This is a genomic window from Bacteroidota bacterium (genome assembly GCA_023957335.1).
Taxonomy (GTDB): Bacteria; Bacteroidota; Bacteroidia; order NS11-12g; family UBA955; genus JALOAG01.
This window is the reverse complement of record JAMLHC010000005.1, coordinates 41,580-58,623: the sequence shown is the minus strand read 5'-3', so window position 1 is coordinate 58,623 and position 17,044 is coordinate 41,580. Positions and strand designations below refer to the sequence as shown.

Here is a 17,044-nt window from a genome sequence, read left to right as displayed (position 1 = left end):
CTCAAACATGAGGGATGACTTATACTGTCCCTTTGTGCGCCTTTTTATGATAATAATACCACAATCCAACTCCAAGCATGATAATTGTATAAACCATTCCGAGCATAATCAAAATACCTGAATTTAAGCCCAATCCAACCACTTTAGAATCGTGTGCTTCCAACGAAGAAACAACAGCACTTCGACACATAGGACATTGCGAAAATCCCTGTAACATTCCGATTAGTAATAAATTAAGTAAGAGAATATATTTTTTCATTGTGTTAAATGTAATAAGGTGAAATCATGAGATATACCAATGCCCCTGAAATAGCCACATAGAGCCAAACCGGAAATGCAAAACGAACTATTTTCTTGTGTTTATCGACCTGTTTGAGCATTCCGCGCATAAAAGCGACTAAAACTAAGGGTATCACTACAACCGAAAGCACAATATGCGAAATCAGTAAGAAATAATACACATAGCGACTCCTCCCAACGTGCGCCATCTCTTCGGCTGACAAAATTCCATCACCATTTAAATCTCCAAAGCGAGACTCAGCAGCTGTCATGTGTCGAATCGCATAAAGGACAATAAACATTACCGATAATCCGAGACAGATTTTAATAAGTTTTTCATGCAAGGCAATATTTTTCTTCTTGATAGCAACAAAAGCAAAAATTAACAACAGAGCAGTAATAGCATTGGTTGTAGCATAAATCGGGGGCAAGAAATTAGTATTATAGCCTTCTATTTTGATTCTAAACAACATCAAAACAAATAGTGGCAATACCACAGAAAGCACAACAATAGTCTTTTTGAAAGAAGCTTCGTTCATCTTATTTCTTAGCTTGATTATATTCGTATTCCAACGCTCTGACTGCGTCTATAATGGCAGGTATTCCATCCTTTGCCATCCCTCTTCTGCCGGGAAAAATGCCTCTGATCCTACCCACTTTATCTACTAAAACAATGCTTTCACTATGAAAAAAACTATTGTTTTCTCTGTCTTCACTGGCAAGGAGTTTATAAGTGTTTTCTGCAATATCATAGATTCTGTTTTTGGGACCTGTTAAAAAATTCCATTTGGGTGCTTCTGCTCCAAAACGTTTGCTGTATTCCAACAATACCGGCACAGAATCGTGTTCGGGGTCAACAGAGTGTGATAAAAAAACAACATCATCGTCTTTTAAAAATTCTTGATAAACTTGCTGTAAATTACGGTTCATTTCAGGACAAACCTCTGCGCAAGTAGCAAAAAAGAAATTCACTAAAACAATCTTGCCTTTGATGCTTTCATTGTTGATTTTTTGCCCCAACTGATTAGTAAACTCAAAATCTTCAATCGTATGATAAATGGTATCTCCATTAGCATCAACAGTGGTTTCAAATAAGATGGGTAGTTTTTGTGTAAAATGTTTGCCGGTTTTAAAAACAACAATCCATATAACGGGGGCTATTATCAAGATGACAAGGAGTACGATAGTGACTATTTTGGGAGTATTTTTTTTATGTGAATCAGACATTGGTTTATTCTTTTAATAACGCGACAAATTTAAGGTATTAAGGTATTCAGTCCATAAAATTCTAACCTGAATAGCCTCCCGTACATCGTGCACTCTCAAAATATCAGCACCTTGTTGCAATGCAAACAAATGTAATGCACTGGTTGCCGGTAATACTTCTTGCGGACTAGATTTTAACATTTTCCAAAGCATTGATTTACGCGAAACACCAATTAATACCGGTTTTTGCAAAACTTGTTTCATTGCCCCTACATTGCGCAATAGTTCGTAGTTATGTTCTATTGTCTTCCCAAACCCAAACCCAAAATCCACAATCACGTCTTTAATACCTTTATTTATTGCTTGCTCCGATTTTGTTTGCAGGTACTGAGTAACCTCTTTGCAAATATCATTATATTGAGGGTTGCTTTGCATAGTTTGAGGCGTCCCTTGCATGTGCATGGCTATGTAAGGCGTTTGATACTTTGCTGCAATATCTAAAATATGTTTGTCCATATTTCCGGCACTAATGTCATTCACAATATGAACACCTGCTTTGATACACTCCTCTGCCACCTTTGAATAATATGTATCTATGCTTATGATAGTGTGAGGAAAAGATTTTACGACAAGTTCAATCATTGGCAGCACTCTTTCAAGTTCTTCTTCTTGTGAAATGGGCATTGAGTTGGGACGCGTACTCTGCGCTCCGAAATCCAATATATCTGCACCTTCATCCAACATTTTTCCGGCTGTCTCCAACATTTGTTGCGGTCCAAACACACAACTTTCTTTGTAAAATGAATCTTCGGTAATGTTCAAAATACCCATAATTAAAGGCTTGGAAAACATTTTGAGTTCACCCTTCAAATTAAGATTCAAAGAAAAACTTTTATCTATGTTCATTTTTGGGGGTACAAAGCAAATAAGATTATTGCATACTTAATCAGGTCATAATACTATATTTGCCTACTTTTGAAAAACATTCAATAGAGATGAAGATTATTACAATATTGGTAAGGGTGCTTGTAGGGCTACTCTTCATATTTTCCGGTTTTGTTAAGTTTAATGACCCCATCGGCTTCTCCTATAAAATGGAGGAGTATTTTGAAGTTTTTGCCGATGACTTAGACGTACAACAAGACAGTCTTCACATTCAAATTAAGGATCAAAGAGGGAATGAAGTCATCAAAAGTTTCCCGATTTATAAAAACAAGACCAAGAGCAATCTTTGGCTCACAAGTAAAACCGACCAAGAATTAACCGAACTCGGCAGCGACACATTTGTGGTTTCCAATATCATTATAAGTATTGACAATGAGGTACTTTTGGATGAAAACTATCTTTACAAACCGTTACATCCAGAAACAGATTCCGTTTGGATAGATTGGGCATTGGGCAAAGACCCAATCAATCATATCACAGAACATGTTACTGCCTACAAAGACATTGAAAACGATATTACACTTGACTATTCCGGAAACTTAAAACCACAACCTATTGCATCCAAATTTTTTGAAGGGCTTGTACCCTATGCCTTATGGATAGGTATGATTATCTGTGTTTTTGAACTTGTTCTGGGTTTTATAATCTTGATAGGCTGGAAACCACTGCCGGCATTCCTCATCACATTGTTGATGATTATCTTTTTCACATTCTTGACAGGATACTCTGCTGTATTTAACAAAGTTACAGATTGTGGTTGTTTTGGAGATGCCATTAAACTCACACCCTGGCAATCCTTTTACAAAGACATCGTGTTACTTGTACTTATTCTGTTATTGTTGTCAAAACAGAAGTTGATTAAACCTACATTTTCACCCCGATTTTCATATAAGGCATCCATAACACTTACGCTCCTATCCTTTGCATACAGTCTATATGCTCTATATTATTTACCCCCGATTAATTTTCTCAATTTTGACAATGGCAATAATCTATACAAGCGTACTTTAATTCCTGAAGGCAAACCCAAGGATGATGTCATGCAAATTCAGTATTTCTACAAAAATAAAAAGGATGGGCAAACCAAAGAGTTTGACATTAATTCTGCACCGGTTGATAATGAAGATTGGGAATATGTTGACAGAAAAGAAAAAATCATCGAGAAGGCATATAAACCAAAACTTGACAACTTCCATGACATCATACATCCTGATTTAGGAGATGTATCAGATTCGATTCTAAAAAGCAAAGATTACCAACTAATTATTGCCTCTTATGACATTACATTGGCGAATAAAAAAGGTCTTGAAAAAGCAGTAGAGTTAGCCAATAATTGGGTAAAAGAAACCGGGTATGCTGTTTGGTTTATTACCAGCAATACACAAGACGACTTGGATGCATTTGCTTCTACTCACCACCTCGATTTTAAATTCTGCTCTGCAGATAATAAGTTTGTCAAATCAATCATTCGTTCCAATCCCGGTGTTATACTACTAAAAGGACCGCTTGTGCTCAAAAACTGGGACACTCATCGCATACCTCCTTTTAAGAGAATTAAAAAAAGGTTAAAATAAACCACGGTGAAACACCTTGCAGTCAAAATACTTTATTTATTAAGTATCCTGTGGGGAGTTATCACTTTATGTTTTATTCTGTTTTATGTTTTTCCGGATGCAGACGAGTTAATTGTTGGACAAAGAACTGATTTGCAAACCAAACAAGCAATCAAAGAAGAATTAGGTTTAGACAAGCCTGCTTATATCAGATACCTTAATTATATGAAGCAACTCAGCCCGGTTGCAATGTATTCAAAAACAAATCTGCCGGAAAATAGCTATGATATAAGTTTTTCTTCAAAATCAGCACTTGCATTCAAACTGCCCGATTTGGGTCGTTCCTACCAAAACCGTAAACCTGTCGTCAATATCCTAATCGAGGCTTTGGTTGGGACACTTGTTCTATCAGGTGTAGCAATGTTTTTTGCATTTATTCTGGGAATTCTTTTAGGAATAATCTCTGCCCTAAATTACGGAACCCTCATAGATTCTTCTTTATTATCAGTCAGCACTATATTCATTTCTATACCTTCCTTTTTCTCTTCTATTTTGATTTCATGGCTCTTTGGCTTCGTTTGGCAACAATACACCGGCTTATCCATGACAGGCAGCCTTTTTTCTATTGATATGGAGAGCGGGCAGCAAGTATTAACACTATCTAACCTCATTTTACCGGTTATCGCTTTGGCTGTCAGACCGGTGGCAGTTATCACACAATTAATGCGCTCTTCATTACTGAACACCTTAGATAGTGACTATATCCGAACTGCCAAAGCTAAAGGGTTGCCTCCTTTTATAATAATTGTAAGGCATGCCTTGAAAAACGCTTTGAATCCTGTAATTACAGCATCTTCAGGCTGGTTCGCATCTATGATGGCGGGAGCTTTCTTTGTGGAATATATATTTAATTGGAAAGGACTTGGCAAAGTATTAATAGAGGCTGTTCAACAAAGCGATCTCCCTGTGGTATCAGGCGGTGTACTCTATGTGGCAATTATTTTTATCGTTGTAAATGAGCTCGTAAATGCTTCTTATAAATATTTAGACCCCAAACTCAGATAATATCCATGCCTAAGATTTTTCTTGTCGGGATGCCCGCAAGCGGCAAAACAACTATAGGAGCTAAATTAGCCAAAAGACTGGGATATCGTTTTATAGATCTTGACCATTATATTGAAAAAAAGGAAAGTAAGACAATCGCTACTATTTTTAGAGAAGCCGGAGAAAATGCTTTTAGAGAATTAGAAAGGCTTTATTTATTCCAACTCAAAGACGAAGATGATACCGTCATCAGCACAGGCGGTGGAACAGCTACATTTCACGATAATATGAAATGGATGAACTCTCATGGTTTTACCATTTATCTTAAGGAAGATTTAGAAACAATTATTCAAAGAAACCTTGAAAATACGCGCAATAGACCACTTTTTTCTAATAAGTCAGAAAAAGAAATTAAAGATAAAATGTATTTTTTATTGGAAAATAGAGAACCATTATACTCTACAGCAGCCTTGATTATCAACAAAACAAACGGCAATACCAACATTAACAATACTGATAATCAATACATTAGCGAGATAAATAAAATCCTTCAATTTTTTGTTGATTTTAAGTGAATAAATCGCTGCAAAAAAAAACACAAACCACTTGCATTTCTAATTCCATAACCTACTTTTGACCATGTAAATTTTATTAACTTAAATAAATATTAATTATTATGAACAAGTCAGATTTAATCGACCACATCGCAAAAGACGCTGCTATCACTAAAGTACAAGCTTCAGCAGCACTCAACTCATTCATCGATGCAACTTCTAAAGCATTGAAAAAAGGTGACAACCTTATCCTTGTAGGATTTGGAACATTCTCAGTTACAAAAAGAGCTGCAAGAAAAGGACGCAACCCAAGAACAGGACAAGAAATCAAAATTCCTGCTAAGAAAGTTGTTAAATTCAAAGCTGGTTCTGATCTATCTAAAAAAGTTGGATAATTCTACCTTTTTACTTTCCTTTGAGCCTCGCAATTGCGGGGCTTTTTTTTTGCTATGATTTCTCATAAAACACTGTTTCTCAATTTACTTGCTCAAACCACACCGGCACCTTTGCTACTTGAAATTGAGAGGGCAAAAGGAGTATATTTATATGACAAAGAGGGCAAAACCTATATTGATTTAATCTCCGGCATTAGTGTCAGTTCATTAGGACATGGTAATCCATCTGTTCTTAAAGCAATCGAAGAACAATCCAAAAAATATCTACACTTGATGGTATATGGCGAAATTGTACAATCTCCACAAGTGATGCTTGCACAAAAGCTTTCCGAGTATTTACAATTTAAGGAGGACACCTCAATATATTATACAAATTCAGGAAGTGAAGCCATCGAAGGTGCGATGAAATTGGCAAAACGAGCAACGGGAAGGCCCGAATTTATTGCGCTAAAAAATGCCTATCACGGCAGCACGCATGGTTCCATCAGCCTAAGTGCAGACAGCTATTACACGGATTTTTACAGACCACTCCTACCTCAAACAAGAAGGATACGTCAGAATAATTTTGACGATTTACAATATATTACAAATACAACAGCCGGAGTATTTGTGGAAACTATTATGGGCGAAGCGGGATATATACCTGCTCAGATTGAATGGATGCAGGCTTTGAGAAAGAAATGTGATGAAACAGGAGCCTTACTTATATTAGATGAAGTTCAGTGCGGAATGGGAAGAAGCGGAACTTTGTTTGCGTTCGAGCCATATCAGATAATTCCTGACATTCTTGTTTTGGCAAAAGCATTTGGCGCAGGAATGCCTCTTGGAGCATTTATTGCAAACAAGAAAATCATGTCTGTGTTATCAAATAACCCTATACTGGGACACATCTCCACATTTGGCGGGCACCCTGTTTCATGCGCTGCCGCTTTAGCCGGACTTGATGAAATTACCAAAAATAAGCTTTGGGAAAATGCCATCAAAATTGAATCTTTATTCAAAAAACACTTAACTCATCACGCATTGATGAAAATATCCGGCAAAGGTGCTATGTTGAGTATTGAATTACCTAATCAAGAGAAATGCTTTGAATTCGTTGGGAAATGTATAGAAAATGGTGTTTTGATAGATTGGTTTTTGTATGCACCTAATAAAGTAAGACTCTCACCCCCACTCATTTTAGATGAAAAGGAAACCATAAAAGCTACCGATATAATGAACTCAGTTGCAAACACAATATTGTAAAAATGAAACATCTCATACTACTTGCATTTCTTGTTCTATTCATGGCTTGTAAAAAAAGTGACGAGAGCACAATGGACAAAGCTGTTGAGGTAATTGAATTTCAAGATCATGCAGTAAGCTTATTTACCATTGCTTACGATGTAATTTCAAATATTGATTCTATTACTCAGACAAGTGCTTTTGCCGAGAGTTTACAAATCGTATGGATTGACTCGCTCTTTTCTGACGGAAACGGAATAGAGGCAATACTTTACTTCCAATATTACAACCCATTCAGTGAAAAGTATCTTTACGGTTGGGATAAGAAACTACGCAATGGAGCATTACATTTAATTGCAGACAACCCCATAAGCAGCAATACTTTAGAGGGCACTATCAGCACATTGGACTCTGTTGATTTTCTTTCCGGATACAACCATCAGTCAATGAGACATCTGTCGGGCTCAGTTCAATTTAAAAGATTGCTGGCAAAGGAATGGCTAATCAACTTCTCTCAAATGCAATATAAGAGTGAGACTCATCAAGGCAATATGAATTTTAAAGGCAGCATAGTCTTTGAAAGCGATACAACAAACAATTTATGGGGAAACACATTGATATTGACAGGAAATGCAGAAGGGACATTGCAATCCGAGTTTCATTCTGAAATAACAAAACCACTTATCTACTCCTATTCAAAGTCCTGCTCCGGTATGTTCAAAGAAGGACAACAAAAACTTCAATTCGGTACAGAAGAATGGTTTGTTGATTACAATGCTTTTGGAAATGACAACTGTGATCGCTATATCAAACTGACCTTAGGCAGAAAAGAATATTTTAAGAGTATGTATTAAAACTTCCCCCCCGTTCCTCTGATTTTTCTGGAACTATAAGGATTTCCTTCTTTTCCAAATAACCCTCTGTCTTTTTTGTTTAATCGGTTTTTCTTTCTTGCCTTGTGCACTTGATTCCCACAACTTGTAGTATTGCCTCTACCACTATTTGGAGCTTTGACCACAACAACTTCATTGCCACAACTTGCTGCAGATTGACAAGAACTTAAGCCTACTAGGGCAAAACAAAAAATAAAACCATAGTAAAGATAAAAAACCTTTTTCAAAACGGGGCAAATATAGGAATATTTAAAAAGTATCAAAGTCACAATATTTCAACACGAAGCGAATAATGCCGTCAATTCTTACACAGTTTAACGCTATATCAAAAAGTTGAAAAACAAAGATATTAAAAAGAATTTCTCTATTTGTTTTTAATTACTAAAACACTAATTTTGCCGCCCCCAAAAGGAGGAACTATAATTTGACAGTAGAAAAAAATTTAAACGCAGAAGAGTCATCAAAAAGCACAAAAGCTGCTAAGACTCAACCCGAATTGACACAGAAAGTGCACAATCCGGATGAATTTGATTGGACAATGGACAGAGCCGGTTTCGGAAACTATTCAAAATCCGAACATGAATCAATGGAACAACTCTACACTAAGAGTATTGTAACGCTTACACCAAAAGAAATTATTGAAGGAAAAGTGGTATCAATCACCGACAAAGAGGTTGTTTTAGATGTAGGTTTTAAATCAGACGGTATTGTTTCAAAAAATGAATTCAGAGACATGCCTGAACTTAAAATTGGCGACAAAGTAAAAGTCTATGTTGAACAAACAGAAGACGCAAGCGGTCAGCTTATCCTTTCAAGAAAGCGTGCGCTCCAAGAAAATTCTTGGATTGAAATCTGCAAAGCTATGGAAGCAGATCAAGTTCTTAAAGGGCTTGTTACATCCAGAACCAAAGGTGGACTTGTGGTGGATGTAATGGGAATTGATGCATTCTTACCCGGTTCACAAATTGACACAAAACCCATTCGTGACTACGACCAGTTTGTAGGAAAAGAAATGGAATTCAAAGTTGTGAAAGTAAATGAAATTTTTAGAAATGTTGTAATTTCACATAAGGCACTGATTGAAGACGATATTGAAGCTCAAAAATTTGAAATATTATCAAGTCTGGAAAAAGGTCAGGTATTGGAAGGAGTTGTTAAAAACATGACTTCTTTTGGTGTATTTATTGACCTTGGAGGAGTTGACGGTTTGCTTCACATTACCGATATTTCTTGGGGAAGAATCAATCACCCGGAAGAAGTTTTGCATTTAGACCAAAAAGTAAACGTAGTAGTTCTTGACTTTGATGACGAGAAAAAGAGAATCTCTCTTGGTATGAAGCAACTTAGCGAACATCCTTGGGATTCTTTAGATGACAGCATCAAAGTGGGTTCAAAAGTTACGGGCAAAATTGTTACTGTGGCTGACTATGGTGCATTCCTTGAGATTAAGCCCGGTGTAGAAGGACTTATCCACGTTTCAGAAATGAGTTGGTCACAACACTTGAGAAACCCTTCTGATTTCCTTAAAGTTGGAGATGAAATCGAGGCTGTTGTATTAACATTTGAAAAAGAAGAAAGAAAAATTTCTTTAGGTATCAAACAATTAACTCCCGACCCTTGGCAAACAATCCAACAGAAATATCCTATTGGAAGCAAACATAAAGGCATTGTTAAGAATTTAACAAGTTACGGATTGTTTGTGGAACTTGAGGAAGGTGTTGACGGATTGGTTCACGTGTCCGATCTTTCTTGGACAAAGAAAATCAAACACCCCGCGGAGTTTATTAAGAAGGACGAAAAATTAGATGTGATAGTTCTGGAAATTGATGCTGAAAACAGAAGACTTTCGCTTGGACACAAACAATTAGAAGAAAATCCATGGGATGCTTTTGAATCAATTTTCGTTGTAGGAACACGTCATGAGGCAACCATTGTTGACCTAAATGACAAAGGTGCTACAGTTCAGTTGTCTTATGGAATTGAAGGCTTTATTCCTAAACGCCATTTAGCTACCCAAGATAATACCCCCGTGAAGGAAGAACAAACCATTGAAGCAGAAGTTATTGAGTTTAATAAAGATGCTAAGACGATTATTCTTTCTCATACAGTAATTTGGAAAGTTCAGGAAGAAGAGAAGAAAGAGGTAGAGAACAAAAAGAAGGAGAAACAAGCTAAGAACACATCTAAGACTGTAAAACAAATTAATCAAGCCAACGAAAGAACCACTTTGGGTGAACTTGGAGACTTTGACGACTTAAAAGCATTGTTTAGCAAAACTGAGAAGAAGGAAGAGAATAAGTCTGCTAAAACAGTGAAAGCCAAAGTTGAAGAAACTGAAACCACAGCTGCTAAAGCACCTGCTAAAGCTAAAAAGGCAAAAGCAGATGACTTAAAACAACTGAGCGGAGTGGGACCTGCTTTCGAGAAAAGATTAGTTGCTGCCGGTATTGATTCTTATGCAAAGCTTGCTGCATTGACAGAAGCCGATGTAAACAAGATTGAAGAAAAAGACAATATCACAAGCTGGTCTAACTGGGAAAAATGGATTGAAGAGGCTAAAGCTCTTATCGGATAATCCCAAGTAATATTCAATATAAAAAAAGCCGTCCTGAGTCTTCAGGACGGCTTTTTTGTTAACACGGGTATGGTTAATTTAGTTTCTGCCGTTTGAGTAAAAAAGGCAACAATATCTGTTCAAACCCCTTATCTATATCAGCTTCAATATAATCAATACCATATTGCAAGGATTTTGTTTTCACAACCTGATTAAATGATTTAATACGGCTGATATAATCGTCTCTTACCTCATCTGTATTTATTTTGAGTTCTTCGCCAGTTTCCTTATCAACAAACTTGTGCGGACCGGAAGGAAAACTAAATTGTATTTCTTCTTTACCGGAAACAATATGAAAAACAATCACTTCGTGCTTTTTGAATTTAAGATGATTGAAAGCGTCAAATAATGCATGTGCATCTTCAAAAATGGCAGAATCAAATAAATCTGAAAAAAGAATTACCAGACTTCTTCTGTGAATTTTTTCCGCTATTAAGTGCAACATTGAAACAATATCGGTTTGCGTTGATTGGCTGGCAATATTGCGTTCCCCTTCAAGACGTGTAATGACTTCCTGATAATGTCCTGTGGAAGATCTGATCGCACTCTGATAGTTTATTTTGTCGGAAAAGCACGTTAAACCAAAAGCATCTCTTTGTTTTTTAAGTAAATAACTCAGCACAGCAGCTGATTTAAGCGCAAACTCTAATTTATTGTTTAGACCAGAGGGATAATGCATAGAAGCGGAGGTGTCAAGAATTAAATGCGAACGCAAATTAGTCTCCTCTTCAAATCGTTTGACAAACAAATTATCGGTACGTGCAAATAATTTCCAGTCAATATTACGAATACTATCTCCCTGATTGTATGCTCTATGCTCAGCAAACTCTACACTAAATCCATGAAATGGACTCTTGTGCATCCCCGTAATAAACCCCTCTACTGTTTCACGAGCAAAAAAATCAAGCGAGGAAAATCTGTGTGCAGTTTCCCTAAGCATATAAAAAAATAGGCTTACAGATGTGCGTCAATTTTGGCAGCGATATGACTTTTAGGCAGAGCACCTACAAGTTTATCAACAACCTGACCACCTTTGAAAACCAAAAGTGTAGGAATACTTCTTATACCAAACTGACCGGCAATACCGGGGTTCTCGTCCACGTTTAATTTACCAATTACTGCTTTGCCTGAATATTCTGAAGATAATTCTTCAACAACAGGTGCAATCATGCGACATGGTCCACACCACTCTGCCCAAAAATCTACTAATACGGGTTTGTCTGAATTTAGAACTTCATTTTGAAAGTTTGAATCATTAAATGTTAATGCCATAATATTTTATTGTATTTTGATGTTGGCAAATTAACACCAAATTAATTGCCAAAAAGATATTGCTGCCAAAATTGAACTTTTGCTGACATAGTGCCAATAATTGGTATTTCGTTAATAAGTTCAATTGATACAGTTTTTCATTCTATACAAATAACCTATTTTTGAACACTCAAAAGATTATAAAAACATGGAATTAAAAGATGTTGTAGCTATTGCTGGTGCACCCGGACTTTACAAAGTTATTGGTCAGCGAAAAAATGGACTTATTGTAGAATCATTAGACGGTTCCGCTAAAAAAATTGCCACCTCTCCTACTCAAAAAATATCTGTTTTAAGTGATGTCGCTATTTTTACTGAAACAGAAGAAGTCCGCCTTTCTGAGGTATTGCTTGAAATAAAGAAGCAGACCGCAGCCGGCTTGAGTATCCCTGACAAAAAATCAGACGACAATATCCTTAAAGCCTTTTTGGAAGCAATTGTGCCAAAATATGACAAAGAACGCGTTTATGTATCTGACATGAAAAAACTTGTGGGCTGGTGGAATATTCTTAAAAGTCAACTTGACTTCGAAAAATTGGCTAACAAAGATGAAGAAAAAGCAGAAGACGCTAACACTGCAACAAGCGAGAAAAAAGAAACAAAAAAAGATACAAAAAAAGCGCCCAAAGCTCAGATAAAACAAGCAGCTCCTAAAGCCAATACAAAAAGCAAGGCTGCCAAATCAATTTCAACCCCAAGAAAAGCGCAGTAACAAGGTTCATTCATGAATTTAAGAAAGCACCCGCGCATTTTCCTCCCCACAGATTATAAAATCGAAAATTGGGAAGGGCTACAACCTCATTATCAAAAACTATTATCCGAAGACTTTCACACCAAAGCTGAATTTGAATCATGGCTTAAAAAAGTCAGCGAATTACAAAGTGCCGTAAGTGAAGACCTGGCTTGGAGGTATATTCACATGACTTGTGATACTGCTAATAAAACTTTCGAGGAATCTTATCTTGAATTTGTAACAAACATACAACCGCATCTTGCACCTTTTGAAGATAAATTGAATAAAAAATTAGCAGAATCTCCCTATTTACAAGAATTAGAACAGTCTGACAAGGCTTATATGCTGTATTTCAGACAGATAAAAACTGCCATTGAACTTTATCGAGAAGAGAATATTGCACTCAACACCAAAATTCAAACTCTGGCACAGGAATACAGTGCCATCAATGGACAAATGGAAGTTGAATGGGAAGGTAAAAAAATGACTCTGCAACAAGCGGCTGCTTTTTTGAAAGACAATAACCGTGATGTTCGCGAAAAAGTTTACACAGCCATTCAAGAGGAAAGATACAGCAAACACGAGAAACTGGATGATATTTTCTCAGAAATGATTTCACTTAGACATCAAGTTGCATTAAATGCGGGTTTTAAGAATTACAGAGATTATAAATTCAAGGAACTCAATCGTTTTGACTATACTGTTAAAGATTGTTTTGATTTTCACCATGCGATAGAGAAGGTAGTAGTACCACTCAAAAAGAAATTACATAAACAACGCAAAGAAAAGTTGGGGCTTGCTGTCCTAAAACCTTGGGACACCTCTGTAGATGCCGACAACAAACCCAAACTGCACCCTTTTGATGATGGAGAAGATTTATTGAATAAAACGATTGCGGGATTTAATCGCATAGATCCATTTTTCTCTGACTGCATTTCCACTATGAAAGCCATGAAACATCTGGATTTGGAAAGCAGAAAGGGCAAAGCACCCGGAGGATATAACTATCCATTAGCAGAAACAGGTGTTCCATTTATTTTCATGAACGCGGCATCCCTTCATCGCGATGTAGAAACAATGGTACACGAAGGCGGACATGCCATTCATTCATTTCTGACAAGAGACTTAAGCTTAGAAGGGTTCAAAGAAACTCCATCAGAAGTGGCAGAGCTTGCTTCGATGAGCATGGAACTGCTTAGCATGGAGGTTTGGGATGAGTTCTATCCCAATGCTGATGACCACAAACGGGCTATGCGAGAACAATTAGAAGGCATTATTTTCACACTTCCTTGGATTGCAACCGTTGATGCTTTTCAACATTGGATATATGAAAACCCTATGCACAGCAAAGAAGAAAGAATGGCTGCATGGAATAAAATTTCAGATCGATTTGAAACCGGCTTGATTGATTATACAGGAGTTGAAAAATTCAAAAAATTCACATGGCACGCCCAACTGCATATATTCGAAATTCCGTTTTATTATATTGAGTATGGTTTTGCCCAATTAGGTGCCATAGGTGTATGGAAAAACTATAAAGCTGAAAAAAATAAAGGAATAGAAGACTACAAAACAGCGCTCAAAGCAGGATACACCAAGCCCATTCCAGAAATTTATGCTCTTGCAGGTGTTGAGTTCGGATGTTCCGAAAGATATATTCAACAACTTTTTGAGTTCGTGTGGGCAGAACTATAAACTCATGATTTGCACATAGGTTTCTCTTTGTAAATCATGACCACAAAGACCTAATTTGTGTATTTAGATATGACTTGCTTATGCATCCGCTTCGGTTCGATAGATACAATTCAATACCCACAGTAAGGTAACTGCGCAAAATACAACTTTCATTTCTGATTATAAATTGAATTTCGCTTGCAGCTTTGCCCTATTTTCAACATGAGAGCAATTGCAAAGGATTCGAAAATTATTCTAAATTCGCGCCTTATGGCAGCCAATACAAACCCTATTGATTTCGAGAAAATTAAGGAGCAAAACCAAGGTAAAGACCGCTTTCAAGCTCACGATTTCTATAATATAGATGCGCTACTCACAGAGGAACATTTATTGATAAGAGATGCGGTCAGAACTTGGATAAAAAAAGAAGTTTCACCCGTCATTGAATCCTCTGCTCAATCCGCAGTTTTCCCACATCAACTCATCAAAGGTTTAGCAGAAGTTGGAGCATTTGGACCTCAACTGCCGGCAGAGTACGGCTGTGGAGGGATGGATTATATCACCTACGGCATTATTATGCAAGAACTTGAGCGTTGCGATTCAGGTATACGTTCTACCGCTTCTGTACAAGGTTCATTGGTAATGTACCCAATTTTTAAATTTGGTTCTGAACAGCAAAAAAACAAATATCTGCCCAAGCTTGCTCAAGGCGAGTTGATGGGTTGCTTTGGATTAACAGAGCCCGACCATGGCTCTAACCCAGGCGGTATGGTTACAAACATTAAAGACATGGGCGACCACTACTTGCTCAACGGAGCAAAAATGTGGATTTCCAACGCACCCTTTGCAGACATAGCGGTTGTATGGGCAAAAGACGAGATCGGTATCATTAGAGGATTAATCGTAGAAAGAGGTATGGAGGGTTTCTCAACACCAGAAACACACAACAAGTGGAGTTTGCGAACCAGTGCCACAGGTGAATTAATTTTTAGTAATGTAAAAGTACCTAAAGAAAATCTCCTACCTAATGTACAAGGATTACGAGGACCATTAACCTGCTTGGACTCTGCAAGATATGGAATAAGTTGGGGAGTTATTGGTGCTGCAATGGATTGTTATGATTCTGCTTTGCGGTATGCGCAAGAAAGAAAACAGTTTGGCAAACCCATTGCAGGTTTTCAACTCCAGCAAAAGAAACTGGCTGAAATGATTACAGAAATTACAAAAGCACAGTTATTGGTTTGGCGCCTGGGTACACTGATGAATGAAGGCAAAGCAAGTTCTGCACAAATATCTATGGCAAAACGCAATAATGTAGAAATGGCACTCAACATTGCCAGAGAAGCACGACAAGTTCATGGTGCAATGGGAATAACAGGAGAATATCCCATGATGCGACACATGATGAACTTAGAAAGTGTTATTACTTATGAAGGTACACATGATGTACATCTTCTGATTTTAGGCAAGGAAATTACCGGAGAGAACGCATTTATCTGATGCTTAAAAAAATTTTTGCATACTGTTTCTTTGCCCTATTAATTTGCTTTGCAGACAATTTACAAGCAAAAAACACCTATACGGATGTGCCGGTATTGCTCGTAGTTTCTGCAGACAACCAACCTGACACAATGGGTTTCAACCTTGCAGGACAAATGCCGGAAGTGATTTATGCACTCATTTTACAAGAAAAAATCACGCTCTGGGATTCACCCAAAAAAACCATTAAAATTTCAGCCGATGCCCTGCAAAGCATTGAATCAAGCACTAAAACTGAGTTCACAAAAACAAAATACATTTTTATCAATGAATTATGGAAATCAACCCGTAACAAATTTTTATTTTATATAGCCGGACTCTCATTCATGAATGAAAGCCCCAATGGACGTATATCATACGGGTATATTGACATGGAAGAGGCTGCTCCTTATCTCTATAAAGAATTTATAAAAACAAATGCTAACGGCTCTGCATTTGTAACTTACATGGCTGCATTATACAGCAGACGCTATTTGTTTTCGGTCGTGCAGTTTGGTTCTGAAAATTTTGAAAAGAATATTGATATGGGTGTAAAAATACATGCCCAAGCGACTGACCCCGACAAAAAGAATGAGACTCAAATCACACTTAAACCTATCAAAGAAATAATTTATAGCATTGACAAAAAACCAATAGACAAATACGGTGTCGGCATGCAGCTCTTTGAAGGATTTGAAAAACTTCTATCAGAAAACCTTGAAATATTTTTCGAGCTTGGTGCTGACAAATATTTTGATTTCAAAAGATACCGTTCTGAGTTTGCAGTTACGCGTATTGAAGTGGACGAAGTATGGGAAAAATACGGTGATAATATCATCATGACACCACGTACAATCATCATTTATGTAAACAATAAGAAACTCAACCCTATCAGTATAGTGGATTTAAGGATTCTCAAGTTTAATATAGGTTTAAAGTCCATTGAAGATATTTTATTAGAAAAGCAGTTTGACTTTCAATTAGTTAAAATCAATAGAACATTTATTGGTCCGGAAGATGCTCCATTGTATTATCAAGCAATGCGAGAATTCTCTTGGTCACAACTCACTCGATTTGTGAAATATTCACAACCCAATTAAG

17 protein-coding genes and 1 pseudogene are annotated in these 17,044 nt (G+C 36.9%); 11 read left to right on the top strand and 7 right to left on the bottom strand.

Translation table 11 applies throughout. From position 1 onward, the window contains the following. Positions 1 to 19: 19 nt before the first annotated feature. The 4 genes from M9892_10040 to folP are packed head-to-tail and all read right to left on the bottom strand — an operon-like array spanning position 20 to position 2,391. Positions 20 to 259 carry a hypothetical protein gene (locus M9892_10040; protein MCO5254689.1) on the bottom strand — a complete coding sequence of 80 codons (240 nt, stop codon included), beginning with the start codon at positions 257 to 259 and terminating at the stop codon, positions 20 to 22. 4 nt (positions 260 to 263) lie between these two features. After that, positions 264 to 818: a DUF420 domain-containing protein gene (locus M9892_10035; GenBank protein MCO5254688.1), complete on the bottom strand. Its 555-nt coding sequence runs from the start codon at positions 816 to 818 to the stop codon at positions 264 to 266. A 1-nt stretch (position 819) separates the two neighbouring features. Next, positions 820 to 1,506, bottom strand: a complete 687-nt coding sequence (locus tag M9892_10030; protein ID MCO5254687.1) for an SCO family protein — start codon at positions 1,504 to 1,506, stop codon at positions 820 to 822. A 12-nt stretch (positions 1,507 to 1,518) separates the two neighbouring features. Further along, positions 1,519 to 2,391: a dihydropteroate synthase gene (gene folP, locus M9892_10025; protein MCO5254686.1), complete on the bottom strand. Its 873-nt coding sequence runs from the start codon at positions 2,389 to 2,391 to the stop codon at positions 1,519 to 1,521. Positions 2,392 to 2,480: 89 nt separating this feature from the next. Here folP and M9892_10020 point away from each other — a divergent pair. From M9892_10020 to M9892_09995, 6 genes and pseudogenes are all read left to right on the top strand, one after another. Further along, positions 2,481 to 2,594 (top strand): annotated as a pseudogene (locus M9892_10020) (DoxX family protein). A gap of 1,416 nt (positions 2,595 to 4,010) precedes the next feature. Then, on the top strand, positions 4,011 to 5,048 hold the full coding sequence (locus M9892_10015; protein MCO5254685.1) for an ABC transporter permease: 1,038 nt from the start codon (positions 4,011 to 4,013) through the stop codon (positions 5,046 to 5,048). Between the two features lie 5 nt (positions 5,049 to 5,053). Continuing rightward, positions 5,054 to 5,602 (top strand): shikimate kinase, encoded by a 549-nt coding sequence (locus tag M9892_10010; protein ID MCO5254684.1) that lies wholly within the window; start codon positions 5,054 to 5,056, stop codon positions 5,600 to 5,602. 101 nt (positions 5,603 to 5,703) lie between these two features. Continuing rightward, complete coding sequence (locus tag M9892_10005) at positions 5,704 to 5,976, top strand: HU family DNA-binding protein (GenBank protein MCO5254683.1); 273 nt, start codon at positions 5,704 to 5,706, stop codon at positions 5,974 to 5,976. Between the two features lie 54 nt (positions 5,977 to 6,030). Then, a complete protein-coding gene (locus M9892_10000) occupies positions 6,031 to 7,221 on the top strand; it encodes an aspartate aminotransferase family protein (GenBank protein ID MCO5254682.1) in 1,191 nt (396 codons plus the stop codon). A 2-nt stretch (positions 7,222 to 7,223) separates the two neighbouring features. Beyond that, the gene (locus M9892_09995; protein MCO5254681.1) at positions 7,224 to 8,054 is read left to right on the top strand and encodes a hypothetical protein; all 831 of its coding nucleotides are present in this window, start codon (positions 7,224 to 7,226) and stop codon (positions 8,052 to 8,054) included. Here M9892_09995 and M9892_09990 read toward each other — a convergent pair. Next, complete coding sequence (locus tag M9892_09990; protein MCO5254680.1) at positions 8,051 to 8,320, bottom strand: hypothetical protein; 270 nt, start codon at positions 8,318 to 8,320, stop codon at positions 8,051 to 8,053. The two genes, M9892_09995 and M9892_09990, sit on opposite strands and share 4 nt — an antisense overlap. A 311-nt stretch (positions 8,321 to 8,631) precedes the next feature. On the opposite strand from M9892_09990, the gene rpsA reads away from it, so the two are divergent. Further along, on the top strand, positions 8,632 to 10,668 hold the full coding sequence (gene rpsA, locus M9892_09985; GenBank protein MCO5254679.1) for a 30S ribosomal protein S1: 2,037 nt from the start codon (positions 8,632 to 8,634) through the stop codon (positions 10,666 to 10,668). 73 nt (positions 10,669 to 10,741) lie between these two features. Here the strand turns inward: rpsA and M9892_09980 are convergent, their stop codons facing one another. After that, on the bottom strand, positions 10,742 to 11,647 hold the full coding sequence (locus M9892_09980; protein ID MCO5254678.1) for a DUF58 domain-containing protein: 906 nt from the start codon (positions 11,645 to 11,647) through the stop codon (positions 10,742 to 10,744). Positions 11,648 to 11,661: 14 nt separating this feature from the next. Then, on the bottom strand, positions 11,662 to 11,979 hold the full coding sequence (gene trxA / locus M9892_09975; GenBank protein ID MCO5254677.1) for a thioredoxin: 318 nt from the start codon (positions 11,977 to 11,979) through the stop codon (positions 11,662 to 11,664). A 187-nt stretch (positions 11,980 to 12,166) separates the two neighbouring features. On the opposite strand from trxA, the gene M9892_09970 reads away from it, so the two are divergent. The 4 genes from M9892_09970 to M9892_09955 all read left to right on the top strand — a co-directional run bounded on the left by M9892_09970 (position 12,167) and on the right by M9892_09955 (position 17,043). Further along, positions 12,167 to 12,730, top strand: a complete 564-nt coding sequence (locus M9892_09970; GenBank protein MCO5254676.1) for a DUF5606 domain-containing protein — start codon at positions 12,167 to 12,169, stop codon at positions 12,728 to 12,730. 12 nt (positions 12,731 to 12,742) lie between these two features. Continuing rightward, complete coding sequence (locus M9892_09965; protein MCO5254675.1) at positions 12,743 to 14,446, top strand: M3 family oligoendopeptidase; 1,704 nt, start codon at positions 12,743 to 12,745, stop codon at positions 14,444 to 14,446. A 249-nt stretch (positions 14,447 to 14,695) separates the two neighbouring features. Further along, positions 14,696 to 15,925: an acyl-CoA dehydrogenase family protein gene (locus M9892_09960; GenBank protein ID MCO5254674.1), complete on the top strand. Its 1,230-nt coding sequence runs from the start codon at positions 14,696 to 14,698 to the stop codon at positions 15,923 to 15,925. Further along, the gene (locus tag M9892_09955) at positions 15,925 to 17,043 is read left to right on the top strand and encodes a hypothetical protein (GenBank protein MCO5254673.1); all 1,119 of its coding nucleotides are present in this window, start codon (positions 15,925 to 15,927) and stop codon (positions 17,041 to 17,043) included. The genes M9892_09960 and M9892_09955 overlap by 1 nt, the downstream gene beginning before the upstream one ends. Position 17,044: the final 1 nt, after the last annotated feature.

Bases quoted from the DNA above. Each gene is read 5' to 3' on its own strand.
- M9892_10040 (MCO5254689.1), bottom strand. From the start codon at position 259: ATGAAAAAATATATTCTCTTACTTAATTTATTACTAATCGGAATGTTA.
- M9892_10035 (MCO5254688.1), bottom strand. From the start codon at position 818: ATGAACGAAGCTTCTTTCAAAAAGACTATTGTTGTGCTTTCTGTGGTA.
- M9892_10030 (MCO5254687.1), bottom strand. From the start codon at position 1,506: ATGTCTGATTCACATAAAAAAAATACTCCCAAAATAGTCACTATCGTA.
- folP (MCO5254686.1), bottom strand. From the start codon at position 2,391: ATGAACATAGATAAAAGTTTTTCTTTGAATCTTAATTTGAAGGGTGAA.
- M9892_10010 (MCO5254684.1), top strand. From the start codon at position 5,054: ATGCCTAAGATTTTTCTTGTCGGGATGCCCGCAAGCGGCAAAACAACT.
- M9892_10005 (MCO5254683.1), top strand. From the start codon at position 5,704: ATGAACAAGTCAGATTTAATCGACCACATCGCAAAAGACGCTGCTATC.
- M9892_10000 (MCO5254682.1), top strand. From the start codon at position 6,031: ATGATTTCTCATAAAACACTGTTTCTCAATTTACTTGCTCAAACCACA.
- M9892_09995 (MCO5254681.1), top strand. From the start codon at position 7,224: ATGAAACATCTCATACTACTTGCATTTCTTGTTCTATTCATGGCTTGT.
- rpsA (MCO5254679.1), top strand. From the start codon at position 8,632: ATGGACAGAGCCGGTTTCGGAAACTATTCAAAATCCGAACATGAATCA.
- M9892_09980 (MCO5254678.1), bottom strand. From the start codon at position 11,647: ATGCTTAGGGAAACTGCACACAGATTTTCCTCGCTTGATTTTTTTGCT.
- trxA (MCO5254677.1), bottom strand. From the start codon at position 11,979: ATGGCATTAACATTTAATGATTCAAACTTTCAAAATGAAGTTCTAAAT.
- M9892_09970 (MCO5254676.1), top strand. From the start codon at position 12,167: ATGGAATTAAAAGATGTTGTAGCTATTGCTGGTGCACCCGGACTTTAC.
- M9892_09965 (MCO5254675.1), top strand. From the start codon at position 12,743: ATGAATTTAAGAAAGCACCCGCGCATTTTCCTCCCCACAGATTATAAA.
- M9892_09960 (MCO5254674.1), top strand. From the start codon at position 14,696: ATGGCAGCCAATACAAACCCTATTGATTTCGAGAAAATTAAGGAGCAA.
- M9892_09955 (MCO5254673.1), top strand. From the start codon at position 15,925: ATGCTTAAAAAAATTTTTGCATACTGTTTCTTTGCCCTATTAATTTGC.